This is a genomic window from Streptomyces sp. DvalAA-14, from assembly GCF_900091855.1.
Lineage (GTDB): Bacteria > Actinomycetota > Actinomycetes > Streptomycetales > Streptomycetaceae > Actinacidiphila.
Genome location: NZ_FMCH01000019.1, coordinates 1 through 17,007, shown reverse-complemented (window position 1 = coordinate 17,007; position 17,007 = coordinate 1). Strand labels below are relative to the sequence as shown.

The window sequence follows — 17,007 nt, the reverse complement described above, 5'->3', positions numbered from 1 at the left end:
CGCGCAGTCGAAGTGGGTGAGCCGCTCGCCCTCGCGACCGGACGCCCGCCCACGACTCCGGGGATCCGCCCGAAGGGGGTGCCGTCGCCGCGGGCGACCAGGACCACCGAGGTGACCGCGTCAGCGAGCGACGCGAGGTCCACGGCGACGGTGTCGACCGCGTACCCGTCGACGACGTCGCTGCCTTCGTACCGGATCGCGCCGCCGGGGTGCACGGGCGCGCCCGGATGCACCAGATCGCCGGCGTCGCGCACCGCCCCGTCGCCGCCGCCCGGGCCCGCCGAGACCAGCAGCACGCACGCGTGGGCGCGCGCCGGCCCGGCCTCCGCCCGGCGGCCGAACTGCAGTCGCACGGCCGCCGTCGGCAGGCCCGTGTTCTCCCCTTTGCGCAGGCTCATCCGCTCCCCCTCCCCAGCGCGCCGAGACCCCCGGTAACCCCCTCGGCGCATGCGTTTTACCTGATCACACCATGACGTGCTGACCGTTTTTCACGGATTCGCTCATATTGAGGACAGTCGGTCACTCACCGCAGGCCAAACAACCTTCTAATCGGTCTCCCCAACGACCACATCGTGGGCTTAACTTATGGCTCATGACCACCCCCCGCGGTTCGTATGGTGGCGGCTACGGCGGCTACTACCCCTCCTCCTCGTCCTTCCCGGACACACCGATCTACGACAGCCTCGTCGCCGAGCGCGGCACTCCGCAGATCGCCCCCATCCGCGTACCGGCCGCTTACTCTCCGTACGAGACGGGTGGCTACAACTCCTATGGCGGCGGCAGCAATCTCCCGGCCCTGCCAGCCGCGCTGCCCGCCCTGCCGCCCGGCCCGTCGGCGCCCTCGCAGTACCCGCAGCCGGTGCCGCCGCCGATGCCCGGTCCGGCGCAGAACGGATATCCGACGCCCGGCTACCAGCAGCAGCCGACCACTTACATCCCGCAGCAGGCGCCGGCACCGCGGCCCGCCTACAACGGCTATGGAAACGGCAACGGGAGCGGCAACGGGAGCGGCAACAGCTACGGAAACGGCTACGGGAACAGCAACGGCGCCGGCTATCCCGCCCAGGCCCCGCAGCCGTCGCCCGGCGGGTACGAGGCCGCCCGCCCGGTGCCGCCGCGTCCGATGCAGCCGCGGCAGATGCCCGGCGGCCACCCGGAGGAGCAGTACCCGCGCCGCAATCTCGGTCTCGGCGTGCCTCCCCAGCAGCAGAACGGCGGCTACTACCAGGGCTGACCGCCCCGATCCGGCGCCTGCGAGGATGGCTGTATGACAATGCCTCGGCTGGAGCGGGAGACCACGCTTCGCACCACCGCGCCCGCCGTGAGCGCGCTGCACGTCTATCCGGTCAAGTCGCTGCACGGGATCAGTCCCGGTCAGGCGGTCGTGGAGCCGTGGGGGCTCGCGGGGGACCGCCGCTGGATGCTGATCGACGTCCGCACGCGCAAAGCCGTGACCCAGCGGGAGAACGCCCGTCTCGCCCTGCTGGCCGCCGAACCCGTGGGGGGTGGCGGCCTGCGGGTGCGCGCCCCGGGCCGTGATCCGCTCGACGTCGCGGTGCCCCCGCCCGGACCGCTGGAGACGGCGGGTCTGTTTTCCAACACGATCGAGGTACGGCCGGCCGGCGCCGCCGCCGACCGCTGGTTCTGCGATGTCCTGGCCGCGCCGGTGCGGCTGGTGCACCTGGACGACCCGGCCGTCCGCCGGCCCGTCGACCCCGAGTTCGCGCGGCCCGGTGACACGGTGAGCCTGGCCGACGGCTATCCGCTGCTCGTCACCACCACCGCCTCGCTGGACGCCCTCAACGCCCTGATCGCGCAGGGCGACCGGGCCGAGGAAGGTCCGCTGCCGATGAACCGTTTCCGGCCGAATGTGGTCGTCGACGGCACCGGCCCCTGGGCGGAGGACGGTTGGCGCCGGGTGCGGATCGGCGAGGTCGACTTCCGGGTGCCCAAGCCGTGCGGACGCTGCGTGGTCACCACCACCGACCAGCGGACCGGCGCCCGGGGCAAGGAGCCGCTGCGCACGTTGGCCCGGCACCGGAACTTCGGCGCGAAACTGCTTTTCGGCCAGAATCTGATTCCCGAGTATTCCGGAACCCTGCGGGTCGGTGACCCGTTCTTGGTGGTGGAGTAACAGATCCCAACTGTGCTGTGCATGAGTCCCTCCGTTCGCGGAAACCGAACGGGTGTGAAGGGGGTGGCTGCCCGTGGGTCCGTCAGCGAACCGGTCAGTGCGTCGCCGCAAGAGGCTGAAGCAGGTCGGGTGGCGGTGGCGGCGCAACAGCCTGCGCCGGCGCAGCGACGTGATCGAGGCGTGGCTCGGAGTGCTCACCGCGCTGCTGTTCTGTCTGGTGCCCGTCTTCGGCTGGTGGTCGGGCCAGTCGGTGGACCGCACGCTGCAACGGGTGGCGCGCGCCCAGCGGTCCGCGCGCTTCCTGGTCACCGCGACGGTGATGGCGCCCGCCAAGGCGGCCGGCCGGTCCCTGTCCGGTTCCGCGACCCAGGCCGGTGGCAGGGCGGCCGGCGCCCGGGGCGACGTGCTGCACTGGACGGCGCCCGACCACTCGGAGCACACCACGACGGTCTCGGTGGACCTGGAGGTCTGGCAGCAGGGCAGGATCCTGCTGTGGACGGACCGGGCCGGCCGGCTGGTCCCGCCGCCGCTGGACTCGGCGACCGCCACCACGCATTCGGTGCTGGCCGGTACGGCCGCCGCCACCTCGGCCGGGGGTCTGCTGCTGATCACCCGCCAGGTGCTGATGTGGCGTCTGATGCGCCGCAGGCTGGACTCCTGGGAGCGGGAATGGGCCCGGGTCGGGCAGGACTGGGGCCGCGCGGGCGCCGGCGGATGACCACCCTCCGGCTGGCGTCAACACCGGGCCGCTGCGCGCGCTACGGTTGCATCCCCGGTCGGCCGACGCAAGAGGTGGGGGCAGAGCAGCCCGATGGCACATGGCGTGGTGCAGGTCACCAATCAGAACAGCTCGCGGTGGCGCCGCCGCACAGGTGAGTACGAGACGCTCGCCGCCGCACTGGAGGCGGCGGGCGACGGTGACGTGCTGTCGGTGAGCCCGGGTACCTACCGGGAGAATCTCGTGCTGGACCACGCGGTGACCCTGCGCTGCGCGGACGGTCCCGGCACCGTCCGGATCGCGCCGCCCTCCGGGGTGGCACTGACCCTGCGGGCCGCGGCGACCGTGCTGGACCTGCTGGTGGAGGGCCAGGACACCTCGTCCGCCGCGCTGCTGGTGGAGGCCAGCACCCCGGAGCTGTCCGGGCTGCGGATCAACACCCGCTCGGCGGTTGGGCTGGAAGTGCGCGACGGCGCGCGCCCGACCGTGCGGCGCTGCACCGTGGACAATCCCGCCGGGCTCGGCATCAGCGTGCTGGAGGGCGCGGGCGGGCTGTTCGAGGAGTGCGAGGTGGTCGCCGCGGGGCAGACCGGCATCGCGGTACGCGGCGGCGCCGGGCCGCGCCTCGAGCGCTGCCGGGTGCACCACACCTCGGGCGCCGGCATCTCGGTGACCGGCGAGAACAGCGCGCTGGAGGCGGTGGGCTGCGAGGTGTTCGAGATCCGCGGCACCGGGGTGCAGGTATCCGCCCGGGCGACCGGGCACTTCACCGACTGCCAGGTGCACCGCACCACCGGGGACGGCGTCGCCCTGGACACCGACGCGACGCTGACCCTGGCCGACTGCGACATCCACGACATCCCGGAGAACGCGGTCGACCTGCGGGCTCGTTCGGTGCTCACCCTCACCCGCTGCGCGGTCCGCGGCTTCGGCCGCAACGGCCTGTCGGTCTGGGACCCCGGCACCCGGGTCGACGCGGACAGCTGCGAGATCCACGACAGCACGGGCGACTATCCCGCGGTGTGGGTGAGCGACGGCGCGGTGGCCATACTGGATTCCTGCCGGGTCCACGACGTGCCCGACGCGCTGTTCGTGCTGGACCGCGGTTCGCGGGCCGACGTGGTGGACAGCGATTTCAGCCAGATCCGCAACACCGCGGTGTCGGTCAGCGACGGCGCCAACATCCAGCTGGACGACTGCCGGATCAGCCGGGCCGCCACCGGCGCCTGGTTCCGCGACCACGGCAGCGGCGGCACCCTCGCCCAGGTCACCATCGACGAGACGACGACCGGGGTGATCGTCACCAAGGGCGCCGATCCGGCGCTGGAGCGCTGTACGGTCACCAACCCGGTCGAGTCGGGCGTCTATGTCTCCGCCGAGGGCCGCGGCACCTTCACCGAGGTCCGGGTCACCGGCAGCCGCGGATACGGTTTCCACGTCATCGACGGCTGCCGGTCCACCCTGACCCGGTGCCGTACCGAGCGCTGTGCCCGCGGCGGTTACGAGTTCGCCGAGCCGGGCCCGGTCACCGACGGCTGCACCAGCGACCAGGCGGCCGGCGAGGAGCGCCCGGCGCCGGTCCCGGCCGGCGCGGTGGCCGCGCAGGCGACCGCGTCCCAGTCGTACGGTCTGCTCAGCGGCGTGCCCGAACAGCGCGCGGCCGAACCGGCCGCTCCCCCAGCCCGGGAGAGCGACGACGTGCTCGGCGATCTGGACGCGCTGGTCGGCCTGGACAGCGTCAAACGCGAGGTCCGCACCCTGATAGACCTGATCGCGGTGGGCCGCCGCCGGGAGCAGGCCGGGCTGAAGGCACCCTCGGCGCGGCGGCACCTGGTCTTCACCGGCTCCCCCGGCACCGGCAAGACCACGGTGGCCCGGCTGTACGGCGAGATCCTCGCCTCGCTCGGCGTGCTGGAGCGCGGCCACCTGGTGGAGGTGTCGCGGGTGGATCTGGTGGGCGAGCACATCGGCTCCACCGCGATCCGCACCCAGGAGGCGTTCGACCGGTCGCGCGGCGGGGTGCTGTTCATCGACGAGGCGTACGCGCTGGCCCCGGAGGACGCCGGGCGGGACTTCGGCCGCGAGGCCATCGACACCCTGGTGAAGCTGATGGAGGACCACCGGGACGCGGTGGTGGTCATCGTGGCCGGCTACACCGAGGAGATGGCCCGCTTCCTGGCCTCCAACCCGGGGGTGGCGTCCCGCTTCTCCCGGACCATCACCTTCGGCGACTACACGTCGCAGGAACTGGTGAGCATCGTGGAGTCGCAGGTCGCCGAGCACGAGTACCAGCTCGGCGAGGACACCCGCGAGGCGCTGTTGAAGTACTTCACGGCGCTGCCGAAGGGTCCGGCGTTCGGCAACGGCCGGTCCGCGCGGCAGACCTTCGAGGCGATGGTGGAGCGGCATGCCGTACGGCTGGCGCATGTCGCCGAGCCGACGCATGCCGAACTGCAGTTGCTCTACCCGGAGGACCTGCCGGAGCTGCCCTGAGGCGGTCGGCCGGCCCGGTGAGCGGGTGGCGGGCCGGCCGCGGGAGGCGGGGGCCGGGCACCGCTTCATCCGGCGTACACCGGCCGCCCCACCCGTGGAAGGATGACCGCAGCACTTCGGCGTAGGGCATGGTGCACAACGACACGGACGGGACGGGGTCACGGGTGAGCGACAACCAGAACCTCCTCGCAGAGCAGCGGCGGGCTCTGATCCTGGACGAGGTGCGACGGCGCGGCGGGGTGCGGGTCAATGAACTCACCCGCCGGCTGAACGTCTCGGACATGACCGTGCGCCGGGATCTCGACGCGCTGGCCCGGCAGGGCGTGGTGGAGAAGGTGCACGGCGGCGCGGTGCCGGTGGTGGAGGCCAGCAGCCACGAGCCGGGCTTCGAGGCGAAGTCGGGCCTGGAACTGGGCGCGAAGGAGGCCATCGCCAGGGCGGCCGCGGCCCTGGTCCCGCCGGGCAGTGCCATTGCCCTGGCCGGCGGCACCACCGCGTTCGCCCTCGCCCACCACCTGCTGGAGGTGCCGGACCTGACGGTGGTGACCAACTCGGTCCGGGTCGCCGATGTGTTCCAGTCCGGGCAGCGCCGTCCCGGCGCCGGGCACGGCGACGCCTCCGCGACCGTGGTGATCACCGGCGGGGTGCGTACCCCGTCCGAGACCCTGGTCGGACCGGTGGCGGACCGGGCCATCCAGTCGCTGCACTTCGACCTGCTGTTCCTGGGTGTGCACGGCATCTCGGTGGAGGCCGGCCTGTCCACGCCGAATCTGGCCGAGGCGGAGACCAACCGGCAGTTCGTCCGCTCGGCGCGCCGGGTGGTCGTCATCGCCGACCACACCAAGTGGGGGACGGTGGGCCTGAGTTCCTTCGCCTCGCTGGAGGACGTGGGGACACTGGTGACGGACGCGGGCATCCCCGAGGTGCTGCGCGCGGAGATCGCCGAGCACCTGGCGGACCTGATCGTCGCGGGTGAGCCGGGCGGCGACGGCGCGGAGGGCTGACAGCGCGGCACCGGTCCGCCTGCCCGGCTGCTGCCGCACACCGGCCCGGCGCTGCCTCGGGGTGTGTCCGGCGGGGCCCGGTGCTCAGGTACGGATGGTGTGTCCCGGGCCGGGCTGCGGCTGGACGCTGGTCGGCGCGGGCCCGGGGGCGCCGTCGTGCCACCCGTCGCCCCGGATGAAGGACCAGGCGCGGCCGGGCGCGAGCACGATCAGCAGCAGGACCACCACCAGGACGACGGCCGCCATGCCGCGCAGCCGGCTGCGGCGCCGCTGCCGGTCCTCGGCGGCGTCGGTGGTCCCGGAGCGCCAGGCCCGGGGGGCGCCGGGGCGGCCGCTCCGGCGGCCGGGGCGGCGCCTGCTCTCCTCGGCGAGCCGCGCTTCCTCCTCGCGCAGCCGCCGGGCGACAATCCTGGCCCGCGCGGACGGTTCCTTGGGGGCGCTGGCCCGGATGTCGCTCTCGGTGTCCCGCAGGAACTGGTCCCAGACCTCATCGGGCAGGGACGGCTCGCCCTCAGGGGCAGGGGATGAATCGGTGGTCACGGTACGCGTCCCGTCTCGTGCAGCGTGTTGAGGCCGCGAGCCGGTCGCGTGGTGCCCCCCACAGGCGAATCAACAGTTCGTAGCCCACTATTACCGCTCGAACGAGTGAACCCACAAGTTCGGTTCCAGGCCGGTCCCGGGCGCCGGTTCCGATTCCCGCTTCCGCCGGGAGCCGGCGCGGTGCCGGCCGTCAGCGGTATTCGGCGAACCGGGGCCGTACGGCCAGCAGCACCAGCACTCCGGCCAGGCCGAGGGCGCCGGCGGGCACCGCGGGCCAGCCGTCCAGCGAACCGCGGGCGTCGGCGGCGTGCGCGCTGAATTCGGCCAGCTGCCGGCCGGCCAGGGTGTCGAGGGTGGTCGCGAAGTCCCAGAAGTCGAAGGCGACGTCGCCGCGGCCGACCTCGGTGAGCACCGTCGCGGCCCCGTCGGTGTTGCCCGCCGCCTTCAGCGCGCGCAGCCGCCGGTCGTCGGCGCGGAAGTGGCCGTAGCGGGCCAGGACGTCCTGGTACGCCGGACGCTCGGCCGCGGTGGCGTAGCCGTCGGGTGCCAGCAGCGTGTCCAGGCGCTCGGTGAGGGCAGTGAACCGGACCGCGTCCGCGGCGCCGAAGGCCGAGTCGTGCACGAACCAGCGACTCTCGGTGGCGGCGGCCTGGGCGGCCACCGCCCGCGCCTCGGCCAGCCGGGTCCACGGGCGCAGGCCCTGGCTGACGGCGGTGTTCACCTCGCTCGCGCAAGAGGTCAGGGCGATGGAGCCGGCCAGGGTGACGGCGAGCACGGCGGCGGTGCCGGCCAGCAGCGGCAGGCTGAGCAACCGGCGGTAGTCACGGGTCAGTTCGCGTTGCCACCACACCAGCAGCAGCAGCGTCACCAGGCCCAGCAGGCCGACGGTGAGCGCCCAGCGGACGGCCGTGTCGTGGACCTGGGCCTGCCGGTCGGCGGCCTGCTTCTGGTACGCGGCCGACAGCGCCGAGGCGGCGGGCAGCAGCTCGTCCCGCATCACCTCGCCGGCCTGCACGTTCATGGAGACGGCGATCGCCGGCGGGTGGCCGGCCGCCCGGTTCGGTTCCTGCTCGTCCACGTAGGCGGCGCGTCCGCTGAGGTCGTCGTAGCGGCCGAGTGCGTCGAGCAGGGCGCGGACCTGGCTGCCCTGATCGGCGTCCGCGCCCAACTGGCGGAGCAGGTCGCTGACTTGGCCACGCCGCTGCTGGGCGGTGATGAGCGCGACCAGTTCGTTGCCGACCTGCACATTGGCGTTGGCGGCGGACTGGCCGGGCGCGAGGGTGTCGGCGCGCTGCGCGTCGAGGTCGGCCAGGGCGAAGCGCAACTGAGCCGCCACAGCGGCGCGTTGGGTGACGCTGGTGCGCAACGCGTCGGTGTCGCGCCGGACCGCGACCGAGCCGGTGACCGCCAGCGCGCAGAGCGTTCCGAGCAGGACGAGGGCGACCGCCGCGCGTATGCCCAGCCGGCGCGGACCCGGACGGCCCATCGGGCGACGCGGCGGCCGATAGGGTTCGGGACGGGGCGCCTGCGCCGCGGGCTCCCGGGAGGGCCCGCCCCCCGCCGGCCGCGTCGTCGTCTGAGGCGTCGTCATATTGTGACGCTAGGTTCCGGCGGCGAAGCCCCGGTGGCCCGATGACGACCGGGTGGTGTCCTGGGTGTAACGGAACGGCTGCGAAGTGCGAGGCCGACGGCCCGTCGACTACGGCGCGGGCGGCGGTTCCGACGACTTCAGGGGCTCTGGCGACTTCGGCGGCTCTGGCGACTTCGGGGGCGCCGGCGGGTCCGGGCGCCACAGCGGGTGCTCCGCCCGGGCCCACCAGTGCGTGACATAGCCGGTGCGCAGCCCGCTGCGGGCCTCGGGGTCCTTCGCCGCGAATCGGACGTGGCCGGTGATGACGGCGATCACGAGCAGGAAGAGCCAGTCGTGCACGAACGTGGCGCCGGTCCGCCACACCAGCGGGGTCAGCCGGGTGAACCACATGATCAGTCCGGTGCCGAGCATGAGCAGGATCGCGCCCACGCTGAATGCCGCGTAGAGCTTCTGGCCGGCGTTGAACTTGCCCGCCAGGCTCGATTCCCGCCGGCGGCGGCGCAGCGTGACCCGCAGCCAGCGCCAGTCGTGCGGGAAGAACCGGCCGAGCCGGCCGGCGTCCGCCCGGAAGGCGCGCGAGGCCAGGCCGAGCAGCGGCGGCACGGGCAGCGCGAGGCCCGACCACTCGTGGACCGTCACCACCAGCCTGCGCCGGCCCACGATCTCGGCGAGCGGCGGAAAGTACAGGCTGGCCGCGGTGAAGACACAGATGCCCATCAGCCAGGCCAGCGAGCGGTGCACCCAGGTCTCGGCGCGGGTGAAGCGCCGGATCCAGCCGGCCCCCCGGGACTCCTCGGCCCTGGCCATCGACTCATGAAGTCGGGTCATCATGCCGGCCGTTCGATTTCCCGACCCACCCGTCCACGTCATATCCGTAGTGCTCCCAGTAACCGGGCTCGACGTCCTTGGTGACCGTGATGCCGGACAGCCACTTCGCGGACTTGTAGAAGTACATGGGCGCGGCGTACAGCCGGACCGGGCCGCCGTGCGCGTCGGTGACCGGCTTGTCGTTCATGGTCAGGGCCACCAGCATGTCGCTGCGGCGGGCCTGGTCGAGGGTGAGGCTCTCACTGTAGACGCCGTCGAAGCAGGTGAAGCGGAGTGCGGCGCCCTTGTCCTGTACCCCGGCCGCGTCGAGCAGGGTGGACAGGCGCACCCCGGAGAAGGCGGTCTTCGGCACCCGCCAGCCGGTGACGCACTGCACATCCCGGACCATCCGCACCTGGGGCAGGGCCCGCAGGTCGGACAGCCGGTAGGTGACCGGTTTGTCCACCAGGCCGCCGATGGTCAGCCGGTAGTCGGCCTCGCCGCGGTGCGGGATGGAGTTGGAGACCGAGTAGAAGCGGAATCCGCCGCCGCCGGGCAGCAGCGAGGTGACGCCGGTGGGGTCCCTGGTGGTGACGGAGGCCAGGATCGTGTCCAGCTTGTCCTGGACGCCGCCGCCGACCGCCACCCCCGCTGCGCCGAGACCGAGCATGCCGAGGACCAGGCGGCGGCCCACCGGGCTGCCGCCCTTCTGCTCCTCGGGGTCCGCGGAATCCTTGGCGTCTGCGCCGGAGAGCGGAACCGGTGTTTTCACCGGGCGCGGCGTGCGGTCTTCCATGCGCTGATTCGAGCACGTGCGCGGCTCGCTGGCCAGGGGCGATCGGAAAACGTCAGACTTTCGTCATATCCGTGCCGCCGGGCCCGGCCGGGAGCGCCGCCAGGTGCGCGACCAGTTCGGCGTTGAACTCGGCCGGCCGCTCCAGATTCGGCAGGTGCCCGGCCCCCTCGATCACCGCCAGCCGCGCGCCCGGGATCCGGTCGCGCAGGAACTCCGCGTCCCCGACCGGTGTGAAGGCGTCGTCGCGTCCGACCAGTACCAGCGTGGGGACGTCGATGTCCGCCAGCATGCCGCTGTAGTCCGGTCGCTCGGCCCGCCCGCGCAGCGCGGCGGCGGCACCCTGCGGCGGCGCGCCCGTCATCATCGCGAGGACGTGATCCGCCACGTCGGGCAGGTCCGCGACGTTGGCCGGCGTGATCATCTTGTCCAGCACCTCATGGGCGTAGCCCGCCATGCCCTCGGCCACCAGCCGCTCGGCCCGCTCCCGGCGCTCCCGTTTGCCGTCCGGGGTCTCGCCGCGCGCGAAGGTGTCCGCGAGCACCAGCGCCGCCACCCGCTCGGGAAAAAGTCGGTAGAACTCCAGCACGATCTGCCCACCCATCGACAGCCCGCACACCACCGCGCGCCCGATCCCCAGCTGATCCAGCAGCGCGACCAGGTCCCCGGCGAACGTCTCCAGCGGCGTCACTCCGGGCACCACCGTCGTCTCCCCGTAGCCGCGCAGATCGGGCGCCACCGCCCGCACTCCCTGCCGACCCAACTCCGCGATCTGCGGGGCCCACATCGTCCGGTCGAACGGGTGCCCGTGGACGAGCAGCACCTCCGGCCGGCCGTTCGTTCCGGTGGCGCCGGTGGCGCCGCTGCCGACGGTGTCCTCGTACGCGATGTCGATGCCGTTGACGGATGCGGTGCTCACCTGGGCGTTTCCCCCTCTGCCGAGCGGACAACCCGAGCCTATGGCCGGGGTTTTGGCGGGGCAATCCCCTCCGGTGATCTCGGGGACACGCTGGGCGCGGGCTGCGACGGGGCGCGAAGGGCCGGGCGCGGCCCGGGACGACGGCCGAACGGGACCGGCCTCTCCCCTTGCTTGCCGACGGGCCGTCATGAGGGTGCCGCAGTGCGACCGTTGAGCGCGGAGCCCGGACGGGCGTGCCTCGGGAGGGCAGGGCCGATCGGAGTCCTGTCGCGGGGTCGCCGGGTCGGATCACTCTTCGGCCGTTGCGCCATCGGCCCGGCCCCGTCGCGCCCGTACCACCGTCGCGCCCGACGCGCCACCGCCCGCCGTGGAGCCTCGCGGTCCGGTCCCCGGGCCCGGGCGGGCGGCAAGGCCACCGGCTGCCGTCGGACCGCCCCGCCTGACCGGATCCCCGGGCCGGCCGCCGGCCCCGTCCCGCCACGCCGGAAGTTGCGCCGCGCCGGGCGCGGGGTGACCCTGAAGGAGCATCACGGAGTACTGCAGCAGTAACTCTACGCATTTCGCTCAGATGTTCCCATTGGAGCGGCGCCAGGCCTGGCCTCCCTATGTGCGGTGGCCGGTTCCTCGCCGCGGAGGGAGTCGCAGCCGTGATCATGCAAGCCGACCAGGCCGATCCAGCGGCCAGAGAGTGTGCGCTCGCATTGGAAGCGCACCCGTACCGGATCCAGCAGATCCGGCGCATCGTTTCCGCCCAGCTCCGCTACTGGCGCCTCGACCCGCTCGTCGACGCGGCGTCGACCGGTATCAGCGAGCTGCTGGCCAACGTCCATCGTCACGCCAGGCCCGACAAGAAGTGCGCGGTGAAGCTGACTCTGGCCTTCGACCGCCTCACCGTGGCCGTCTCGGACCACGATCCGCGATTGCCCCATCTGCGGCCGATGGAGCCGACCGCCACCACCGGCCGCGGTCTGGCCATGGTCGAGGCGATGAGCGACGGCTGGGGCACGGACCTGCTGCCCGATGCCGCCGGCAAGGTGGTGTGGTTCGTGCTCCGCACCCCGATGGCGGCTCCGACACTGGTCCCGCTCAAAGCGACCAGCATGCCGCAGGAGCGCGTCGTTCCGGGCCGCCTCGCCGTGGCGGCGTCGGTCGCTTGACACCGGGCCCACACCCGAAATGAGTCGGACCGGCCACCGCCTTCCGTGGGGAGACGGCGGCCGGTCCAGCGGTACGGGAACCGTGCCCGGCGGAGCCCGCACGCGGGTGTCAGTCGGCGGCGACGGCCCGCAGGATGTCCAGCCGGGCCGCCCGCCGTGCGGGCCGCCATCCGGCCAGGACGCCCGCCGCGACACCGACCAGCAGCACGACCGCCAGCCGGGTCGGCGCGATCGCGAACGCGCCGCTGCCGTCGCTGTCGGTGGCCCGGACCAGCGCCCAGCCGAGGAACGTGCCGAGGCCGAGGCCGCCCGCCGTACCGAAGGCGGCGACCAGCACCGATTCCCAGCGGACCATGGACCGCAGTTGGGCCCGGGTCTGGCCGACCGCGCGCAACAGCCCGAGCTCCCGGGTGCGTTCGTGCACCGCGAGGGCGAGGGTGTTGGCGATGCCGAGCAGGGCGATCAGCACGGCGAGCGCCAGGAGTGCGTAGACCAGCGTGAGGAAGGTGTCGATGCCGGCCCCGGCGGACTTCGCGTACTCGCTCCTGGTCTGCACAGCGGGTGCGCCGAAGGCCGCCACCGCCCGGGTCACCGCGGCCTTCCCGGCGGCCGTGCCCACGCCGGGCCGGAAGCCGATGGCGACCAGGGTGTCCTTGTCCTGGATGTGGTGCGGCGCCCAGGCCGCGCGGGTGATCAGGTAGTCGCCGGCCAGATCGGCCCGGTCGTAGACCGCGCCGACGGTGAACGGCACGCGCTGCCCGTCGGCGAACACCAGGCCGACCCGGCTGCCGGTGGTCCAGCCGCGCTTGTCCGCCTCGCTCCGCGCGACCGCGATGGCATGGGTGCCGAGGTCCGCCAGCGACCCGCGGACGGCGCCGAGGTCGAGGAGCCGGGACAGCGCGACCGGATCGGTGACGGTCAACTGCCGCCCGCGGCCGTCGACCTCGGCGATGCCGCGGCCGAGGCCCACCGCCTCCCGGACCTGCGGGAGTCTCGCCACCGCGGGTGCGATGCGCGGGCTGAGTCCGGCGCCGCCCGCGCCGTAGACCTGCGCGCTGATCGCCACGTCGCCGGCGAAGGAGCGGTCCACCGTCCGGCTCGTGGTCTCCTTCAGCGAGGCGCCGACGACGGTGAACAAGGAGACCACCGCCACACCGATCATGAGCGCGGTGGCGGTGGCGGCGGTCCGCCGGGGGCTGCGCAGCGCGTTGCGCCGGGCGAGCACCCCGGTCGCACCGCGCAGCCGGCCGACCGGCGCGCCCAGCAGCCGAACGGCCACCGATGCCGCGACCGGGCCGAGGACGACGAAGGCGGCCGCGGTCAGCACCGCGCCGAGCCCGGTCAGCGGCAGGCTCGGTCCGGCCACACCCACCGCGGTCAGCGCGATACCCGCCGCTCCCGCCCCCAGCCCCGTGGCCGCGCGCCACCGGGATGCCCCGGAGCTGTCGGTCGCGGTCTCCCGCAGCGCGGCGACCGGCGCGGTGCGCCCGGCCCGGACCGCGGGCATGGCGGCCGAGCCGGTGCACACCAGCAGGCCGACGGCGAGCGGCACGGCCAACGCGGTGGCATGGATCACCAGTCCGCCGCCGGGGAAGGGGAAGCCGACGGCGGGGAACAGCGCCTGGAGGCCGGCCGCGACGCCGATCCCGCCGAGCAGCCCGGCCAGCGAGGCGGCGCAGGCCACCGCGGCGGCCTCGGCGAGGGTCGAGCCGAGCACCTGGCGGCGGCTCGCGCCGAGCGCCCTGAGTAGCGCGTTCTCCCGGGTGCGCTGGGCGACGACGATCGCGAAGGTGTTGTGGATGCTGAAGGTGGCCACCAGCAGGGCGATACCGGCGAAGACCACCAGCAAGGTGGTGAAGACGGTCAGGAAGGTGCCCGCGGTGGCGTCCTCGGTCTCGTCGCTCGCCTGCTGTCCGGTGATCGCCTCGTAGCGGGTGGGCAGTACCCGCGCCACCCGCTCGGTGAGCTGCCGGGCGTCGGTACCGGGGGCCGCCCGGATTTTGAGGGTGGTGGCCTCGCCGGGCCCCGGCATCAGATAGCGCTCGGCGTCACCGCTGGTGAGCGCGGTGAAGGTGGTCTGGCCCTCGCCGTCCTCGCCACCGAATGTCGCCACGCCCACGATGGTGATGGGCACCGGATCGGGAGTGCGCAGGAGAGTGGTGTCGCCGATCCGCAGTCCGGCCTTCCGGGCGGCGTCGCGGTTGATCACCGCCTCGCCGGAGGCGCGCGGCGCGCGGCCCTCCACCAGCCGGTACGGGTTGAGCCCGCGGTCGGCGATCCAGTTGCCGGCCACGGTCGGGCCCTTGGTGTCCAGCGAGGTGCCGTTGTGCGCGACGAGTTCGCCCGCGCCCTCGATGTCGGGCGCGACCGCGGCGACTCCGGGCACCTTCCGGACGGCGGCGATCAGATCGGTGGGCACCGGCCTGCGGGTGCCGGCGCCGGTGCCGGCCTTGATCTGGTCGGCGCCGCGCACCACGGTGTCGGTGCCGCGGTCGGCGTCGGCGAACAGCTTGCCGAAGCCGGCCCGCAGCGTGTCGCCCATGACCATCGTGCCGGCCAGGAAGGCGACGCCGAGGAAGACCGCGACGAAGGTGCCGGCGAAGCGGCGTCGGTGGGCGCGGATCGCGGCGAGGCCGAGGCGCAGCGACGTACGGGCCGGGCCGTTGCGCCGCTGCTGGGACCAGGGGTCGGGCTCGGCGGGCGCCGGGCCGGCGGGCGTCGGGCCGGCAGGTGTCGGGCCGGCAGGTGTCGGGCGGAGGCGGCTCATGAGGAGGCACTCCCCCGAACGGCGGTGTCCTGCCCGGTGCCGGTCCGCCGGCCGTCGAAGCCCTTCAGCCGGTCGAGCACCGTGGCCGCGGTGGGGTCTTCCAGCCGGTCCACCAGTCGCCCGTCGGCGAGGAAGACCACCTCGTCGGCGTGGGCGGCGGCCACCGGGTCGTGGGTGACCATCACCACCGTGCGCCCCATGGCGCGCACCGCCCGGCCGAGCAGTTCCAGGACCTCGCCGCCGGAGCGGGAGTCGAGATTGCCGGTCGGCTCGTCGGCGAAGACCACCTCGGGCCGTCCGGCCAGCGCGCGGGCCACCGCGACCCGCTGCTGCTGGCCCCCGGAGAGCTCACTCGGCCGGTGCGACAGCCGGTCGCCGAGACCGACGACCGCCACCAGCGTGTTCACCCATTCGGCGTCCGGGCGGCGGCCGGCCAGATCGAGCGGCAGGGTGATGTTCTCCGCGACGGTGAGGGTGGGCACCAGGTTGAAGGACTGGAAGACGAAGCCGACCCGTTCGCGACGCAGCAGCGTCAGCCGGCGGTCACCCAGCGCGCCGAGTTCGGTGTCGCCGATGTAGGCCGCGCCGGAGCTGAGCGTGTCGAGTCCGGCGGCGCAGTGCATCAGGGTCGACTTGCCGGAGCCGGACGGGCCCATGATCGCGGTGAAGCGCCCGGCCGGGAAACCCACCGTCACCTCGTCCAGGGCCCGGACCGCGGTGTCGCCGCTGCCGTACACCTTGGACGCCTCGACCACCCGGGCCGCGGTGGCCGAGCCGCGGACCGTCGCCCCGCTCATGCCGACCCGCCCTTGCCGCCGCGCAGGTCGCGGCCGAAGTGCTCGTCCAGCACGGACAGCCGCCGCCAGTATTCGTCCTCGTCGATCTCCCCCGCCGCGAACCGCCGGCCGAGCACCGCGATCGGCGTGTGCTCGCCGCCGACCGTCGCGCGGCGCCAGGGTTCGCCGCCGCGACCGCGCCACGCGGTCCTGCGCAGCACGGTGATCACGGTGGCGACGGCGGCCGCCCAGATCAGCGGAAGGAACAAGATCCACGGGCCGGGCCCGCCGTCGTGCCACGCCAGGGTGGTCATCGCTGGTCATCTCCTCTTTCGACTCTTCCGGGCTTTCGACCCGGGCCATCGGATGGACACGGCCGACCCGATCGACACGGGCGACCCCGATCGACACGGCCGACTCGCTGGACTCGCTCGAATCGCTCGACCCGTGCGACCGGTCGGCCGCCGGTTTCTCCGACTGACTGGAGCCTGGTCCGCCGGCCGTCGGAAGTCGTCCTCCGGCCAGCGGCGAACGGGCTGCTCCCCGGGGAGTAGGCGGGGGGCGGCGGCCTGCTCCCGGGGCGCCTGGATCCGCGAGGCCGGGTCGGTGGCGAGCGGCGGGCGGCGTCGGGCGGGCGGACCCCGGAGTGTCGGAGGGTGCGCCTACGGTGGAGGGCATGTGGCGCTGTACCGGGATCCGGTGGCGGGACGGGGCTCCCGTGTGGGCGTGGCGGCATCCGGGGCGGGGCGAGCGGACCAGTTCCTTGCGGGTGGGCGGCACGCTGTCCTTCGCCGTGGGCGCCGAGGCGATACGGGTGTGCGGCGGGGTGTGGCGGGCCGGCCGGTGGACGGCGTGCCCGTACGCGGCCGCACTGCCCGCGGCGGCCCGGCGCGACCAGTGCGAGGCGTGCGCGGCCCTGGACCGCTCCTCGTCGGTGGCGGCGGACACCCGGGTGGACGACCCGCGCCGGTACGCCGTCTATCTGGCGTACTTCGGCCCGGGGCTGCACAAGGTCGGCATCACCGCGACGGTACGCGGCAGCGCCCGGCTCCTGGAACAGGCCGCGGTGTGCTTCACCTTCCTCGGCGACGGACCGCTGATGACGGCGCGCCGTACCGAGGCGCTGCTGGGCGCGGCGCTGGGCGTCCGCGACCGGATGCCGGACCGGGCGAAGCGTGCCGCCCGCCGGACGCTGCCCGGCGCCGAGCAGCGGCGGGCCGAACTGCGCTGCCTGTACGAAGAGGTGACGGCCCTGCGGGACCGGCTGCCGGAGTCACTGCGGCTGCGCCCGTTCGACGCCGTCGACCA

15 protein-coding genes and 1 pseudogene are annotated in these 17,007 nt (G+C 73.9%); 7 read left to right on the top strand and 9 right to left on the bottom strand.

Annotated features, from left to right (window positions below; all coding sequences use genetic code 11):
- Nucleotides 1-398, bottom strand: a pseudogene (locus GA0115240_RS01375) (hypothetical protein); the annotation flags it as partial.
- A gap of 194 nt (nt 399-592) precedes the next feature.
- Here GA0115240_RS01375 and GA0115240_RS01370 point away from each other — a divergent pair.
- The 5 genes from GA0115240_RS01370 to GA0115240_RS01350 all read left to right on the top strand — a co-directional run bounded on the left by GA0115240_RS01370 (nt 593) and on the right by GA0115240_RS01350 (nt 6,349).
- Complete coding sequence (locus tag GA0115240_RS01370) at nt 593-1,234, top strand: DUF6643 family protein (RefSeq protein ID WP_093734801.1); 642 nt, start codon at nt 593-595, stop codon at nt 1,232-1,234.
- A gap of 33 nt (nt 1,235-1,267) precedes the next feature.
- Nucleotides 1,268-2,134 carry an MOSC domain-containing protein gene (locus GA0115240_RS01365; protein WP_237554519.1) on the top strand — a complete coding sequence of 289 codons (867 nt, stop codon included), beginning with the start codon at nt 1,268-1,270 and terminating at the stop codon, nt 2,132-2,134.
- 97 nt (nt 2,135-2,231) lie between these two features.
- Nucleotides 2,232-2,852 (top strand): Rv1733c family protein, encoded by a 621-nt coding sequence (locus tag GA0115240_RS01360; protein WP_093734799.1) that lies wholly within the window; start codon nt 2,232-2,234, stop codon nt 2,850-2,852.
- 93 nt (nt 2,853-2,945) lie between these two features.
- Nucleotides 2,946-5,345, top strand: a complete 2,400-nt coding sequence (locus tag GA0115240_RS01355; RefSeq protein ID WP_093734798.1) for a right-handed parallel beta-helix repeat-containing protein — start codon at nt 2,946-2,948, stop codon at nt 5,343-5,345.
- Between the two features lie 164 nt (nt 5,346-5,509).
- Nucleotides 5,510-6,349 (top strand): DeoR/GlpR family DNA-binding transcription regulator, encoded by an 840-nt coding sequence (locus GA0115240_RS01350; RefSeq protein WP_093734803.1) that lies wholly within the window; start codon nt 5,510-5,512, stop codon nt 6,347-6,349.
- Between the two features lie 84 nt (nt 6,350-6,433).
- Here the strand turns inward: GA0115240_RS01350 and GA0115240_RS01345 are convergent, their stop codons facing one another.
- The 5 genes from GA0115240_RS01345 to GA0115240_RS01325 form a co-directional block, all read right to left on the bottom strand.
- The gene (locus GA0115240_RS01345; protein WP_093734797.1) at nt 6,434-6,889 is read right to left on the bottom strand and encodes a hypothetical protein; all 456 of its coding nucleotides are present in this window, start codon (nt 6,887-6,889) and stop codon (nt 6,434-6,436) included.
- Nucleotides 6,890-7,079: 190 nt separating this feature from the next.
- Entirely contained in the window at nt 7,080-8,375 is a 1,296-nt protein-coding gene (locus GA0115240_RS01340; RefSeq protein WP_093734796.1) for a hypothetical protein, read from the bottom strand.
- A 213-nt stretch (nt 8,376-8,588) separates the two neighbouring features.
- Nucleotides 8,589-9,287 carry a cytochrome b/b6 domain-containing protein gene (locus GA0115240_RS01335; protein ID WP_256069411.1) on the bottom strand — a complete coding sequence of 233 codons (699 nt, stop codon included), beginning with the start codon at nt 9,285-9,287 and terminating at the stop codon, nt 8,589-8,591.
- A gap of 4 nt (nt 9,288-9,291) precedes the next feature.
- The gene (locus tag GA0115240_RS01330; RefSeq protein WP_093734794.1) at nt 9,292-10,083 is read right to left on the bottom strand and encodes a molybdopterin-dependent oxidoreductase; all 792 of its coding nucleotides are present in this window, start codon (nt 10,081-10,083) and stop codon (nt 9,292-9,294) included.
- 52 nt (nt 10,084-10,135) lie between these two features.
- Nucleotides 10,136-10,999, bottom strand: a complete 864-nt coding sequence (locus GA0115240_RS01325; protein ID WP_370673255.1) for an alpha/beta fold hydrolase — start codon at nt 10,997-10,999, stop codon at nt 10,136-10,138.
- 653 nt (nt 11,000-11,652) lie between these two features.
- Between GA0115240_RS01325 and GA0115240_RS01320 the strand changes: the two genes are divergently transcribed.
- Complete coding sequence (locus GA0115240_RS01320; RefSeq protein ID WP_093734802.1) at nt 11,653-12,156, top strand: ATP-binding protein; 504 nt, start codon at nt 11,653-11,655, stop codon at nt 12,154-12,156.
- A gap of 109 nt (nt 12,157-12,265) precedes the next feature.
- On the opposite strand, the gene GA0115240_RS01315 is transcribed toward GA0115240_RS01320, so the two are convergent.
- Genes GA0115240_RS01315 through GA0115240_RS01305 form a run of 3 tightly spaced genes read right to left on the bottom strand, consistent with a single transcriptional unit; the run spans nt 12,266 to nt 16,013 of the window.
- Nucleotides 12,266-14,923, bottom strand: a complete 2,658-nt coding sequence (locus tag GA0115240_RS01315) for an ABC transporter permease (protein ID WP_093734792.1) — start codon at nt 14,921-14,923, stop codon at nt 12,266-12,268.
- Nucleotides 14,920-15,720 carry an ABC transporter ATP-binding protein gene (locus tag GA0115240_RS01310; protein WP_093734791.1) on the bottom strand — a complete coding sequence of 267 codons (801 nt, stop codon included), beginning with the start codon at nt 15,718-15,720 and terminating at the stop codon, nt 14,920-14,922. The genes GA0115240_RS01315 and GA0115240_RS01310 overlap by 4 nt, the downstream gene beginning before the upstream one ends.
- Nucleotides 15,717-16,013, bottom strand: coding sequence for an SHOCT domain-containing protein (locus GA0115240_RS01305; protein WP_093734790.1), 297 nt, complete (start codon nt 16,011-16,013; stop codon nt 15,717-15,719). Before GA0115240_RS01305 ends, GA0115240_RS01310 begins: the two co-directional genes overlap by 4 nt.
- A gap of 362 nt (nt 16,014-16,375) precedes the next feature.
- Here GA0115240_RS01305 and GA0115240_RS01300 point away from each other — a divergent pair.
- Nucleotides 16,376-17,007, top strand: a 632-nt coding sequence (locus GA0115240_RS01300) for a DUF2797 domain-containing protein (RefSeq protein WP_107407071.1), incomplete at its 3' end; no start/stop codon positions are given.

What these genes read in the sequence shown, in the direction of transcription:
- GA0115240_RS01370 (WP_093734801.1), top strand. Translation starts at nt 593, where the DNA reads ATGACCACCCCCCGCGGTTCGTATGGTGGCGGCTACGGCGGCTACTAC.
- GA0115240_RS01365 (WP_237554519.1), top strand. Translation starts at nt 1,268, where the DNA reads ATGACAATGCCTCGGCTGGAGCGGGAGACCACGCTTCGCACCACCGCG.
- GA0115240_RS01355 (WP_093734798.1), top strand. Translation starts at nt 2,946, where the DNA reads ATGGCACATGGCGTGGTGCAGGTCACCAATCAGAACAGCTCGCGGTGG.
- GA0115240_RS01340 (WP_093734796.1), bottom strand. Translation starts at nt 8,375, where the DNA reads ATGGGCCGTCCGGGTCCGCGCCGGCTGGGCATACGCGCGGCGGTCGCC.
- GA0115240_RS01335 (WP_256069411.1), bottom strand. Translation starts at nt 9,287, where the DNA reads ATGGCCAGGGCCGAGGAGTCCCGGGGGGCCGGCTGGATCCGGCGCTTC.
- GA0115240_RS01330 (WP_093734794.1), bottom strand. Translation starts at nt 10,083, where the DNA reads ATGGAAGACCGCACGCCGCGCCCGGTGAAAACACCGGTTCCGCTCTCC.
- GA0115240_RS01320 (WP_093734802.1), top strand. Translation starts at nt 11,653, where the DNA reads ATGCAAGCCGACCAGGCCGATCCAGCGGCCAGAGAGTGTGCGCTCGCA.
- GA0115240_RS01315 (WP_093734792.1), bottom strand. Translation starts at nt 14,923, where the DNA reads ATGAGCCGCCTCCGCCCGACACCTGCCGGCCCGACACCTGCCGGCCCG.
- GA0115240_RS01310 (WP_093734791.1), bottom strand. Translation starts at nt 15,720, where the DNA reads ATGAGCGGGGCGACGGTCCGCGGCTCGGCCACCGCGGCCCGGGTGGTC.
- GA0115240_RS01305 (WP_093734790.1), bottom strand. Translation starts at nt 16,013, where the DNA reads ATGACCACCCTGGCGTGGCACGACGGCGGGCCCGGCCCGTGGATCTTG.